This window comes from Neisseria sp. CCUG17229, assembly GCF_047839235.1.
In the GTDB taxonomy this organism is placed as follows: domain Bacteria; phylum Pseudomonadota; class Gammaproteobacteria; order Burkholderiales; family Neisseriaceae; genus Neisseria; species Neisseria brasiliensis.
Map to the genome: position 1 here is coordinate 1,084,231 of NZ_CP181247.1, position 12,891 is coordinate 1,097,121.

Sequence of the window (12,891 nt, forward strand, 5' to 3'; positions counted from 1 at the left end):
TTGTTCTCTTTGGTCGTAGGCCGTCTGAAAGGCAGGGGTGCTTTCAGACGGCCTTTTTATTGTAATGGTGTGTTTAGCTGCGGTTGGCGGTTAAGACAAACAAATCCCAGTAGCCGGCTTGATTTTCTTCAATCGCAGCCACAGGCGATGCGCTGTGCCAAATGGTTTTGTCGTTTAACACGCAAAAGTCACCTGCTTGCGGCGTGCAGGCAGCTAAGGTTTCGTTGTCGTTTTGGTTTTGCCATAGATAAAGCTCGCCACCATCGGCATTGTGGCGGGCAACGGTGAACACGCCGATGCGGTCGAAACCGTCTTGATGCACACCTTCGGGCGTAGCCACAGCCGCTTCGGCAGCTGATTTGGCAATGATGCGCATTTGATGTACTTCGATTTCAACGTTTTCCGGTAAATCGGCGTAATCGGCAAACGATGCCATCATGTGGGCAAAGCCCTCGCTGCGGATGGTTTCATCAGTTAAGTCGTCGTAAGTGCGGGCAATGTCGCCTTGAAAGCGGTTTAAATCCGAGCTTTGCACAAACTGCGCACCGGCTTGTAATTCGATGTTGCCGCTGCTGCGCTGATAGTCGAATTTGGAATAGCGACGCAGACGGTAGGCACCATCTTTGTATTGGCTTGGTTTGAGTGTGTGGAAGGATTGGCCGAGTTGTTGGGCAGCTTCAGGCGTTAAATTGCCCATGCGGTAAACAAATTGATCCATGCTGATTTTCTCCTGAATTGTGTTCTTTGGAATGTGGCCTGATGCTTGTGGCAATGGCTAATCGGCATATTATCGTTGCTTTTTTGATTGCGCAATCATTTTTGTAGTTGAATGTAGTCATTTATGATTTTGGCAAAATAGGCCGTCTGAACACAAAAAAGCAGGATTCTTACATTGAAGAATCCTGCGAATAATTGCTTTTAAATTTTAAGGGCTTAGCGTGATTTAGGGTCGCCGTTGTCTTTACCGTTGCCATTGCCGTTATTTGGTATGTGCACCGGATACACCAATTGCAGCGGATTGGTTTTGACTTGCGTCCACACGTTTTTGATTAAGTTTGACATGCTGCCGATTTCAGTACCGCGAGAGCGTAGGGCGACATATAAAGCCAAAACAAAGCTGACAATCAGGTTCACCGTGCCGATGGCCAACACGCCAATCATGCCGTAGATAAAGGCAGCTGCACCAATATCGCCGCTTACTGCCGCATAACCCAAGTTGGCTGAAGAGAAGGCTACATGGCGAATGTCGAGCGGCAGGTTGAAGAGATAACCGAAAAAGCCGGTCATGCCCAGCAGCATACCAAAAATGAAATTGCCCATCAGCGAGCCGTAATGGTTGTGCATGTATTCGGCAAAGTGTTTACGCAAGGTAGCAGGCATGATTTTGCGTAAAAACGGATTCACGGTCAGGCGGTTGCGTAAGTCGAGATAGTCGGAGCGGTTGTCAAAAAAGCCGGCGATAATCCCCGAGCAAAACAGCCAAACGCCGGCAATCGCAGCATACCACAATGTTGGCTGGGTAAAGATATCAATCGATTTCAATTGATACGCCACGCTTTGTTCGCTCAATAAAGGCTGTTGGTTGCTGCTCATGAAAGCCGCCGAAATCACGCCTGCCAACAAAATGGCGACGACCACATTACCAAATACGGCCACACTTTGCGAGCGGCACACGTCAATCAACAGCTTGGCCAATTTATTGTCAACCGCGCGGCCGCGTTCATTTAAATCAACTTTTTCGGCAAAGCGCGCGGCGGTCATGGCGGGCTGCTTGGTGGCGACGGTGAAATGCAGCATATGAATAATCATAAAGCCTATGCCGTAATTCAGGCCGGATAGAACGGAAGTGAAAAATTCGCTGTAGCCCAGCGTGCCGATATGGATTTTATTCAGCGCCATCAGCGCGATAATCACGCCGCCACCGGCTGCCGAATAGAGCATGCTCATGTATTCTTTGCGGTCACGCGTGATGTAGTGTTCGCCGTGGTTACTGGTGTTTTCGGTGATGCTGCGTGCCAACATGCGGATACTGCTGCGGCGCAATTCGCGTGTGCTGTATTGGCCGACAGCGGCGTTAATCAGGTAATTCATCAACACAACGGTTAAGCGTGTGCGCTGATGCGGCTGGGTTTGAATGTCGGTTAAGAGTTTCAGACGGCCTATGGTCTGCTGCAGGCGTTCTAATAAGTGCGCCACTTTCACTGATGAGCCGGAGCCTGCACCGGTGCCGCGGCGGGCCAGATATTCCACTTGTGTCACGCATTGGTCGAACATCACTTCTAAATGCGCGGTATCGTAAGGCGTGGTTTCAAGGCGGTAATGCTCAATCAGCTTGGCCATTTCACGTTGCAAGCCGACAAAAGGCGAATCAGAATGCAGCAGGCGTGGTGCAATGCGCACTAATTCCGGCTCGATGGCTTCGGAAGCAATCCAAAGCGAAAGCATTTCCATTGAACGCAGCAATGAATCGGTCAGCTTGCGTTGCACAATTTGCAGCAAGGTCGGATCGGCATGTTCTTCAATCAGCTCGTACAATGCCAGCCATTGGCGCAGATTAAGGGTTTGTAGCCATTTTTCGTCGTTTTGGGTATGGAAAAGATAGAGAAAAACTTCCAATAAATTACTGAAATCTTTGAAAGACGGGCTGAAGCGTTCATAAATACGGCTGCTGATTTCGCGGATAAAACTGTCGCGCGAAAAAAGGCCGAGCTTAATCAGCGCCGGATAAACGTGTACCTTTTCCAGCCAAATATAAAAGCGTTGGCTGAATTTGCGCGCCAAATCCGGATTGTCTTTCAGCGTGGCAATGATTAAATCAAAACGCTGTGATGCTTGTCTTCTACCGCCGCTGCGCAAAAATTCGATAATTGCGTTGAGAATCAACACAAATTCTTTGCTTTCAAGCGCTTCGCTGAGCTGTGTGTGCAGGTTTTGGGTAGTGAGTTTTTTCATTGGGTGTTCTCCATAAAAAATATGGGCTTGATGGATATTGCTTGAGATAGATAGCGCAAGCCGTTGATTTTTTTATGTATGGCTAGATTTTTAAGATGAATAGACACACGCGTGGCGTCAATTATAACCTGATTTTGCTTTGCTTATGTGTCAGAGGCAACAAAAGCATAAGCTAAACATTTTATATTTGAATACATCAGAAAAGGCCGTCTGAAACGTTCAGACGGCCTCAGTGAGTGGTGATTTAGAGATTTTGGCTGTCCAACCAACGCTCTGCATCCAAAGCTGCTTGGCAGCCTGAAGCCGCGCTGGTGATGGCTTGGCGGTAGGTGTGGTCTTTAACGTCGCCTGCTGCCCACACGCCTTCAATGTTGGTCGCGCCGACATTGTCTGCCGTGCCGCCTTTGGTTTGCAGGTAGCCGGTGGCATCCATATCCAATTGGCCTTTGAAAATATCGGTGTTCGGCTTGTGGCCAATGGCGATGAATACGCCTTTCACATCAATGTTTTCTGTGCTGCCGTCGTTGTGTTTCAAACGTGCGCCGGTCACGCCCATATCATCGCCCAATACTTCGTCTAAGTTGGCATTCAGTTTAAGGATGATTTTGCCTTCTTCAACGCGTTTCATCAGTTTGTCGACCATGATTTTTTCGGCGCGGAAGGTGTCGCGGCGGTGAATCAGGGTAACGGTTTTGGCGATGTTGGCCAAGTAAAGCGCTTCTTCGACAGCAGTATTGCCACCGCCGACCACGGCCACATCTTGCTCGCGGTAGAAGAAACCGTCGCAAGTGGCGCAAGCGGATACGCCTTTACCGGCGAAGGTTTCTTCGCTCGGCAAGCCCAAGTATTTGGCTGAAGCGCCGGTAGCGATAATCAGGGCATCGCAAGTGTATTCGCCCATGTCGCCTTTGAGTGAGAACGGGCGGTGTTGCAAATCAACGGTGTGGATTTGGTCGAAAATCATTTCTGTGCCGAAGCGTTCGGCGTGGGCTTGGAAACGTGCCATCAATTCTGGGCCTTGCACACCTTCGGCATCGGCTGGCCAGTTGTCCACTTCAGTAGTGGTCATCAATTGGCCGCCTTGCTCAATGCCGGTAATAATCACCGGATTCAGATTGGCGCGTGCAGCGTAAACGGCGGCGGTGTAACCGGCAGGGCCCGAACCCAAAATAATCAGTTTGTGATGGATGCTCATGCTGTTTCCTTTATGGTTGGCATTTCAGATGGCTTATTGTACTGAAAAGGCGTGTGCTTTGGAATAAATGGTTTTTACTATCTTTATAGCAATAAAATATATTAAATTAATCAGGTTTTAAATTTTGATATATTTTAGAAATGAACAAGGCCGTCTGAAAGAAAAGTTTCAGACGGCCTGCCTGTATTCAATTAACGGCGGCGACCCATACCGCGACGGGCTGGGGCAGCACGACGAGTATTAGATGGTGCAGCCTGAGTTTGGCGGTAGTTTGGCGTGGTGGCGGCACGGTTTTGAGCTGGAACAGAACGGGTGTTCAGCTGCTGGCTGATGCGTGTGTTCGGGCGGGCGCTTTGGTAATAGCTATCGCGTGCGCGTTGGGCAACCGGGCTGTTTTGGTTATTGGCTTTGGTGAATTTATTTGCCAAAGCGCTACCAATAAATGCGCCGGCAGCCGCACCAATCAAGCTTTGCAGCAACCAGCTGCCGGTAGATTGGTCGTAAATATATTGTTGGCCGTCGGTACCGGTTACCGGTTCGCCGTTGCCGTTGTTGGCCAAGGCTTCGGCAGGAATGGTATCTTTAACGGCATCTTCTGCCAATTGATAAACAGTGTTGTCTTCTTGTGCAGCGGCTTGGTTATTTTGTTGGCTTAATTGTTGTTGCAGCGCTTCGATTTGTTTTTGCTGTTGTTCCAATTTTGCTTGAGTATCGTCTTTGCAGGCAGCTAACGCGAAAGTCGATAATACGGCTAAGGCAATGATTTTTTTCATTTTGGCTTCCATAATAAAGATGGTGTTGTGTCTGAGCCGATTGACTCGGCAAAATCCGTCAAACAGATTATGAGTCGTAATATAGGGGAAATTCAATATTTATCAAGTCGGGTTGTGGTTTTTTACAAAGGCAAACGCGGCAATTTGGCGGCAAAGGCTAAAGTGTTGGCAATCAAATTACCTTGGCTTTCCATTTTGTGTTCGGTTTCGATGATGAGCAGGTTGGCCGGACGGTTGGGGTGCAGCGCCATTTGCATATCGGCCGGAGTAAACGGCAAATTATGTTTGAGCGCGAAGGCTTGGGCGCGTTGGTTGGCGGTTTTGAGCATCGGGATTAAGGTGATGTCGAGATGAAAGCGGCGCACACCCAAAACCAAAATGCGGGCGGCAAAGAAATCGGCTTCTTCGGTGAACACGGCCGGGCTGGCTTGATTGAACTGATGACGTTCGGCGGCGATTAAGGTGGCGATAGTGCGGATGTTCGGCAGCATGGCTTCGCTAATCAGGTTTGCCGAAGCATCGGGCAATGTGCCGTCGCACAAATCGCTGCGGTGGATATTGCCATCGACAATCATGCGGCAGCGGTGCAATGGGTTGGCTTGGGTGAAGGTAGTGGTGGCGGGTTTCATGGGTTGCTCCTTAAAAGTTTGGGTGTTTTTGATTTTTGGGCGGCAACCGTTAAAGCTTGAAAACAAAAATGCCGCCCGATTTCACGTGGCGGCATGTTTCGCGTTTGCTTATTTCTCTATGCTTCAGACAAGCGCAAAAAAGTACCGCACGTTGGTGTGGTACCAATAGAAATAAGCAACTGAGCGAATTTGCGTGTGCATGATGGAAAATCTGCTTTAATAAATGAATGATTGGGCTTAAGTTTAAAACAAAAAGTCGAGTAATTTCAATATCCAATTCACAAATGCGATTAACATTTGTATAAGCTGTTGTAATCCTTCCAATTTATTTTACCTTATTGCTGTGTTTAAGTGGCATTATACTGGATTTTTACCGCCAAACATGTAAAGGCCGTCTGAAAAAAAGGCCATCTGAAATCTTTCAGACGGCATAAGCTACTTCAAGGTGGAGGAAAATCGAGATAGTTAATCAATACACATCGCGTTGGTAGCGTTTGTCTTCACGCAAATCGTTGAGGTAGTCTTCTGCATCATCGCGGCTTAATCCGCCTTGTTCGGCAATCACGGTCAACAAAGCTTCTTCGACATCGCGTGCCATGCGGGTTGCATCGCCGCACACATACACATGCGCGCCTTCTTGCAGCCATGCCCACACTTCAGCGGCGTTTTCCGTGATTTTGTGCTGCACATACACTTTGTCTTTTCCTTGGCGGCTCCAGGCCAAATCGGCACGGGTCAGTAAGCCGTCTTTGCGAAATTGCTGCCATTCGATTTGATACAGGAAATCATCGGAAAAACGTTGGTTACCGAAGAAGAGCCAGTTTTTGCCGCCGTCACTGTTGGCTTCGCGTTGCTGCATAAACGAGCGGAACGGGGCCACACCGGTGCCTGCACCAATCATGATAATCGGCGTGTCGCCGTTGGCAGGTAGGCGGAAATGCGGATTGGGCTCGACGAATACTTTCACTTCGCCGCCTTCTTCCAAACGCTCGCCGATAAAGCCCGAAGCTGCACCGGTGTAGGTTTGGTCGTGATGGTCGAAACGCACCACGCCGACGGTGAGATGCACTTCTTCGCCGACTTCATCCTGCGCCGAAGCGATGGAATACAGGCGTGGAGTTTGCGGGCGGAACAGGCCGAACAGGGTTTGCGCATCCAAAGCTTTCGGGTAGGTCGCCAACACACCCACAGGCGGTGTAATCGCCAGATAGGCATCGAGTTTGTCGCTGTCGGACACGATTTCGCGCAGCTCGGCGTGGTCGGTCAATTCGGCATATTGCTGCAGGAAAGCAGGGGTATTTTGCGTGATGTCGGCAAACTCGGTTAAGGCAGTCTGAAGATCGGTTTCTTTGCCATCGGCGAGTTTGACCGTTTCTGAGCCGTTTAATTGGGCAAGATTCAAGATTTCTTGCACGGTATCGGGCGCGTTCAACGGCCAAATGCCCAATGCATCACCGGCTTGGTATTGAATACCTGAGCCGCTCAAATCGATTTCGATGTGTTCAACATCTTTTTCGGCCGTGCGTGCGGTAATTTTTTGGCGCACGGATAAAGTGGCGGTGTAAGGCTGCTCTTTGGTATACACTGCACCGCCGGTTGTGGCTGCCGAAGCGGCAGTAGCATTAGCGATAGGTGCGGCAGACGCTTGAGCAAAAAGTTCGGCTACTTTTGGCACCAGCGCATCGACCCACGCATCGGCAGCGGCTTGGAAATCCAAATCGCACACGCCCAAATCAGTCAGACGGCTGCCGCCCAATCCGGCGAATTTGCTGTCGAAATCTTTACCGGCTTGGCAGAAATTCGGGTAAGAAGAATCGCCCAAACCCAATACAGCAAAGGTGAGTTTGCTCAAATCAGGTGATTTTTTGCCGAACACGAATTTATACAGTGGCACGGCTTCTTCCGGCGGTTCGCCTTCGCCTTGGGTGGAAGTTACCAGCAATAAAATGTCTTCTTCAGGTAAGGTTTTGCTCTTGAAGTCGGCCGCACCAACCAAGCGCGCACTCACGCCGGCGGCTTCGAGTTTTTGATGTAGAGATTCGGCCACGCGACGGGCATTGCCGGTTTGCGAAGCGGATAATACGGTAACACGGCGGGCAACAGCAGGGGCAGCGGTTTCAGCGGCAAACTCAGCTGGTACCACACCAGCACCGCTTACAGCGCCTTGGCTTTGTGCCCAGCAATAGCCCGACAGCCAAGCCAGTTGGGTTGGCGACAGGGCAGGTAGTTGCGCCGAAATTTCGGCAGGTAACGGATTGGCTTGACTCATGACGGTTCCTTTGTCGAGGCGGTGCGTTGCTGAATATTGTCGGCAACGGTCGCCACATTTTGATTTTGTGCTGCGTATGCCTGCAACAGCAGGCATTTGAAGGTAGCGTTACTTTATACAGGCCGTCTGAAAAAGGGAAAGAATGGTTGGTTTTAATTTAATGCGTTTTCGTTATAAGTTTTCAGATGGCATATACCATAAGGCCGTCTGAATCAGGCTGCGCGTGGTGGATTCGCTGTGGGAAGTCTTGATGATCTATTTAGTCAATCAGCTTATGGAAACGATTGTATAGGCTCAAACAAGCAGCGATTTATACGGCATATGCGGCATTGGTCGTAGCAGGTATAGAAAAAATCATGGTGATTCGGGAAGTGAAGCGTTGCGCAGCCAAATTGTGATTACGGAAACCAATATTGAGCGTATTCTGCAGATTGTTGCGGATTATGACGCGGTGCACTTTGAAGATATGGCCGGAACCAATAACAAACGCATGGCTTTTGCTAAAGAGTTTGATGATGGGGTAATGGTGTATCTGGCTGGTGCAAGCAAAAAACGGCGCGATTTACGCACCGTTTCTGCGTGGAAGTATCCTCAATCGGCCAATGCCCTTGAAGTGTTAAATCACGCCGTGTCCCTGTAAACCCTAACGTCCGAAACGAAAGAAGGCATATCCCACGAGAACTATAATACCCCTGTCGATTTTGAAAATCAACTGGATCAATCCGAGCGTGGTTTTTTAGCCCGAGTGAAAATACCATTGCTTTATTGCAACAGGCTGATGCGTCTACATTCACGCATGAGTTAGGCCGCTTCTTTCTTAAAATGCAGATGAATCTTGCCGAATGTGCGGTCATGCGCGGGCAGGAATCCAGCGCAACCGAGAAGCAGATGGTTAGCGATGAATGCCCTGTTGAAATGGTTTGGCATCAAGGATGTGAAGGATGCAAACGGCCAAACGGTGGCAACCGCTATGTAGCATGGCGTAAAATGCATAAGATATTGATTAATTAGTTAAAATAAGAAATTTTCTTTTATTTTGATGACGGATAATCCCGAATCAATTGCGGCAGTTGCACCATATCGTCAAACAATATCCGCGCACCGGCTTCCTGCAAAGTCGCATGCGGTGTCCACTGGGCATAGCCAAATGGTGTCATGCCGGCAGCAAGCGCGGCGACGACACCGGTGGGGCTGTCTTCAATCACCACGCAATCTTGCGGCGCGTAGCCCATGGTTTCTGCGGCGAGCAAAAACAAATCCGGTGCCGGCTTGCCTGTTTTGACCTGAGTGGCGCTGAACATTTTGTCTTGAAAACGCGGCAGCAGGTCGGTAGCGCCGAGCGTGGTGTTCATCTTGGCAAAGTCACCGTTGGATGCCACGCAATAGGGAATCTCAAGCGCATCCAGTGCGGTTTCGATGTTTTTCACCGCTTCAACATCTTCTTTCAATGCGGCATTGGCGCGCTTGGCAAATTCCTGCCACATGCTTTCAGGCGGCCTTTCGCCCAACATTTCACCAATCATTTCCATGCTTTTGGGAATGGATTTGCCAACGAACAAACGCCAGACTTCTTGGCTGTCCATCACCAAGCCGAGTTCGGCCAAGCATTGGGTCAATACTTCGCAGGTAATGCGTTCGCTGTCGACCAATACGCCGTCGCAATCGAAAATTGCTAATTTGAATGCACTCATGAAAAATCCTTTGCGGTGGTTTTTTAAACAGGTTACACTTTCCACGCCGTCTGAAATCATAGCCTAAATCCTTGCATAAAGATACGGCTGTCCTTCAGACGGCCTTTATCCGCCGCTGTCGTCATTGTGCCGGCAGTCAAGCCATCAGCGTCATTGCGCCGCTGTGAATTTAGAAAGAACACAACATGACTCTCTCTCCCGTAGCCTTGCGCCGCCAAACCGAGCGCAAGCCGCATCCCACTGCGCGTTATTGGAAAAAATGCGATGTAGAAGCTTTGTTTGCCTTGCCGTTTTTAGACTTGGTTTATCAGGCTGCCGAAATCCACCGCCAGCAATTTAATCCGCGCGAAATCCAACTTTCCACCTTACTTTCCATCAAAACCGGCGGCTGCCCCGAAGATTGCGCCTATTGCCCGCAATCGGCGCATCACAATACTGACTTGGGTAAAGAACAAATGATGGATGTCGATGAAATTGTCGCCAAAGCCAAAATTGCACAAGCACGCGGTGCCAGCCGTTTCTGCATGGGTGCGGCATGGCGCGGGCCGAAGCCGAAAGACGTGGAAACCGTATCCGAAATCATCAAAGCCGTGAAAGCCTTGGGCTTGGAAACCTGTGGTACGTTCGGCATGTTGGAAGACGGCATGGCCGAAGATTTGAAAGAAGCCGGCTTGGATTACTACAACCACAATCTCGATACCGACCCCGAGCGCTACAACGACATCATTCATACACGTCAACACGAAGACCGCATGGATACTTTGGGCAAAGTACGCCATGCCGGTTTGAAAGTGTGTTGTGGTGGTATTGTCGGCATGAATGAAACCCGTGCCGAACGCGCCGGCTTGATTGCCAGCTTGGCCAATCTTGACCCGCAGCCGGAAAGTGTGCCGATTAATCAATTGGTTAGAGTCGAAGGCACGCCGTTGGCTGAAGCACAAGATTTGGATTGGACGGAATTTGTGCGCACCATTGCCGTAGCGCGCATCACCATGCCGAAAAGCTTTGTGCGCTTGAGTGCAGGGCGTACGGGTATGAGCGAATCGACCCAAGGCATGTGTTTCTTGGTCGGAGCCAATTCGATTTTCTACGGCGACAAACTCTTAACCACCGACAATCCGGATGAAGACGGCGACCGTCTGCTGATGAATAAATTAGATTTGGTGCCGTTGAGTCATCAAGCAGAAGCAGCTGAAGCACCATCGGCCATTAAAGTGGATTATTGATTGCCAAAGGCCGTCTGAAACGTTTCAGACGGCCTGATTTGTATCATCACGAAATCATCATGTTTACATGATATCTATAAAGTTTGCATATATTTAATTGACACGATTGCAAGCTGTTTTTATATTATTTGGAATGTCTTTCATTTACGCTCTCTGTTATAGAGAATGGCACAGTCAACTGGAGAAAGGAGTGTGTAGCATGGCAGTATTTGAATTACGTAAGAGCGATGATGGTCATTTCAGCTTCAGCCTGCTGGGTGATGATGATAAGACCTTATTAAAAAGCGAACAGTACAACAGCAAAGCTTCTGCGCAAAACGGTATCGAGTCGATCCGAAAAAATTCTGCCGAAGATGCACGCTATGAGTTAAAGGCAAGCAACAACGGCAAATTCTACTTTAACCTCAAGGCCACCAACGGCCAAATCATTGGCACCAGCCCGCTTTTTGCCGATGAAGCCGCGCGTGAAGCTGCGATTGCCAAAGTGAACGCAGAAGCCGCTGCAGCCAGTGTATTGGAAGGTTGAAATAGTTTTTAATGAAAAGGCCGTCTGAAACTTTAATTTCAGACGGCCTTGATGATTTTAATGCTTACAACACAGCCAAAGCCGCATCATAATCCGGCTCTTCGCCGATTTCAGACACCAATTCGCTGAGCAATACTTGGTCGTTTTCGTCCAATACCACCACTGCACGGGCATTTAGGCCTTTAAGTGGAGAAGACTGAATTTCTGTACCGTAGTCTTGCTTGAAGTTTTTGCAACGGAAAGTCGAAAGCGAGGTCACATTTTCAATGCCTTCGGCACCGCAGAAACGCGCCAAGGCAAACGGCAAATCAGCGGAAATACACAAAACGACGGTGTTATCTAAGCCGGTGGCGCGCTCGTTGAATTCGCGTACCGATTTTGAGCACACGCCGGTGTCGATGCTTGGGAAAATATTCAGCACTTTGCGCTTACCGGCAAAATCCGACAGACTTTTTTCGGATAAATCGGTGGCCACCAAGGTAAATGCAGGGGCGGTTTGGCCGACTTGTGGCAGGGTGCCGCCTACTTCTACCGGATCGCCTTTAAATGTTACTTGAGCCATATGGATTCCTTTCTGATTAAGTTAAGTCCTACGGTTAAACAGTCTCATTAATGCGACGATACCACGCTTCTTTTTCCGCATCACTGATAAACGAGGCTTTGAACGAATTTTTACACAGCGTACGGATGTCATCATTGCTTAAATCGAGAGCCTCTGCCAGTTCGATAAAATTTTGATTCACATAGCCGCCAAAGTAGGCAGGATCGTCAGAATTCACCGTTACCAATACGCCACGTTGCAACATGCGGTGTAGATTGTGTGCGCTCAAGTGATTGATTACTTTCAGCTTGAGATTGCTCAACGGACAGACGGTTAGCGGCATTTGCGCATCAATCAAGCGCTGCATCAGCGCATCGTCTTCTTCCGAGCGCACGCCGTGGTCGATGCGTGCCACCTTGAGTAAATCCAAGGCTTCATACACATATTCCGGTGGGCCTTCTTCACCGGCGTGCGCCACGGCCAGCAAGCCGTATTCACGCGCTTTGGCAAATACACGCTCGAATTTGGACGGTGGGTGGCCGACTTCGCTTGAATCCAGACCCACGCCGATGATTTTGTCTCGAAACGGTAAAGCCTGTTCCAGCGTGTCAAATGCCGATTCTTCCGACAAATGGCGCAAAAAACACATAATCAAACGGCTGGAAATACCCCATTCTTGTGCGGCATCACGGCAGGCGCGGTCGATGCCGTTGATCACTGTTTCAAATGTTATGCCGCGCTCGGTATGTGTTTGCGGATCGAAAAAAATCTCGGTATGGGTGACATTGTCTTCACGGCAGCGCAACAGATAAGCACGGGTCAAATCATAAAAATCGCGTTCATGCAGCAATACCGCCGCACCGGCATAATAAATATCTAAAAAAGACTGCAGGTTATGAAAATCATAAGCTGCACGGATTTCCTCCACATCGGCGTAAGGGATGGCAACACCATTACGGTGGGCAATTTCAAACATCAATTCCGGCTCAAATGTGCCTTCAATATGGACATGGAGTTCGGCTTTTGGCAGGGTGGCGATTAATTCGTTGCGTGTCATGGCATGATGGCTTTCGTGTTCAGACGGCCTTT

The 12,891-nt window shown here is 49.3% G+C and carries 13 protein-coding genes; 4 read left to right on the forward strand and 9 right to left on the reverse strand.

The features are described from left to right. Positions 1-73: 73 nt before the first annotated feature. From ACM67B_RS05185 to ACM67B_RS05210, 6 genes are all read right to left on the reverse strand, one after another. Entirely contained in the window at positions 74-718 is a 645-nt protein-coding gene (locus ACM67B_RS05185) for a 2OG-Fe dioxygenase family protein (protein WP_416190436.1), read from the reverse strand. 215 nt (positions 719-933) lie between these two features. Beyond that, positions 934-2,952 (reverse strand): site-specific recombinase, encoded by a 2,019-nt coding sequence (locus ACM67B_RS05190; RefSeq protein ID WP_416190437.1) that lies wholly within the window; start codon positions 2,950-2,952, stop codon positions 934-936. Positions 2,953-3,196: 244 nt separating this feature from the next. After that, entirely contained in the window at positions 3,197-4,147 is a 951-nt protein-coding gene (trxB, locus tag ACM67B_RS05195; RefSeq protein WP_416190438.1) for a thioredoxin-disulfide reductase, read from the reverse strand. 191 nt (positions 4,148-4,338) lie between these two features. Continuing rightward, entirely contained in the window at positions 4,339-4,920 is a 582-nt protein-coding gene (locus tag ACM67B_RS05200) for a hypothetical protein (RefSeq protein ID WP_416190439.1), read from the reverse strand. Between the two features lie 122 nt (positions 4,921-5,042). Continuing rightward, positions 5,043-5,549, reverse strand: coding sequence for a hypothetical protein (locus ACM67B_RS05205; protein WP_416190440.1), 507 nt, complete (start codon positions 5,547-5,549; stop codon positions 5,043-5,045). Positions 5,550-6,018: 469 nt separating this feature from the next. Continuing rightward, positions 6,019-7,818, reverse strand: a complete 1,800-nt coding sequence (locus ACM67B_RS05210; protein ID WP_416190441.1) for an assimilatory sulfite reductase (NADPH) flavoprotein subunit — start codon at positions 7,816-7,818, stop codon at positions 6,019-6,021. A gap of 26 nt (positions 7,819-7,844) precedes the next feature. Here ACM67B_RS05210 and ACM67B_RS05215 point away from each other — a divergent pair, with 26 nt between their 5' ends. Together ACM67B_RS05215 and ACM67B_RS05220 are read left to right on the forward strand one after the other, a co-directional pair. Next, entirely contained in the window at positions 7,845-7,979 is a 135-nt protein-coding gene (locus tag ACM67B_RS05215) for a hypothetical protein (RefSeq protein WP_416190442.1), read from the forward strand. Between the two features lie 218 nt (positions 7,980-8,197). Next, entirely contained in the window at positions 8,198-8,458 is a 261-nt protein-coding gene (locus ACM67B_RS05220; RefSeq protein ID WP_416190443.1) for a hypothetical protein, read from the forward strand. A gap of 391 nt (positions 8,459-8,849) precedes the next feature. Here ACM67B_RS05220 and ACM67B_RS05225 read toward each other — a convergent pair whose 3' ends face one another. Further along, positions 8,850-9,509 (reverse strand): HAD family hydrolase, encoded by a 660-nt coding sequence (locus ACM67B_RS05225; RefSeq protein ID WP_416190444.1) that lies wholly within the window; start codon positions 9,507-9,509, stop codon positions 8,850-8,852. 185 nt (positions 9,510-9,694) lie between these two features. Between ACM67B_RS05225 and bioB the strand changes: the two genes are divergently transcribed. Together bioB and ACM67B_RS05235 are read left to right on the forward strand one after the other, a co-directional pair. After that, entirely contained in the window at positions 9,695-10,735 is a 1,041-nt protein-coding gene (gene bioB / locus ACM67B_RS05230; protein WP_416190445.1) for a biotin synthase BioB, read from the forward strand. A 199-nt stretch (positions 10,736-10,934) separates the two neighbouring features. Next, positions 10,935-11,261 (forward strand): YegP family protein, encoded by a 327-nt coding sequence (locus ACM67B_RS05235; protein WP_416190446.1) that lies wholly within the window; start codon positions 10,935-10,937, stop codon positions 11,259-11,261. A 64-nt stretch (positions 11,262-11,325) separates the two neighbouring features. Here ACM67B_RS05235 and tpx read toward each other — a convergent pair whose 3' ends face one another. After that, positions 11,326-11,823 carry a thiol peroxidase gene (gene tpx, locus ACM67B_RS05240; RefSeq protein WP_416190447.1) on the reverse strand — a complete coding sequence of 166 codons (498 nt, stop codon included), beginning with the start codon at positions 11,821-11,823 and terminating at the stop codon, positions 11,326-11,328. A gap of 34 nt (positions 11,824-11,857) precedes the next feature. Then, positions 11,858-12,859 carry an adenosine deaminase gene (locus ACM67B_RS05245; RefSeq protein WP_416190448.1) on the reverse strand — a complete coding sequence of 334 codons (1,002 nt, stop codon included), beginning with the start codon at positions 12,857-12,859 and terminating at the stop codon, positions 11,858-11,860. Positions 12,860-12,891 lie beyond the last annotated feature (32 nt).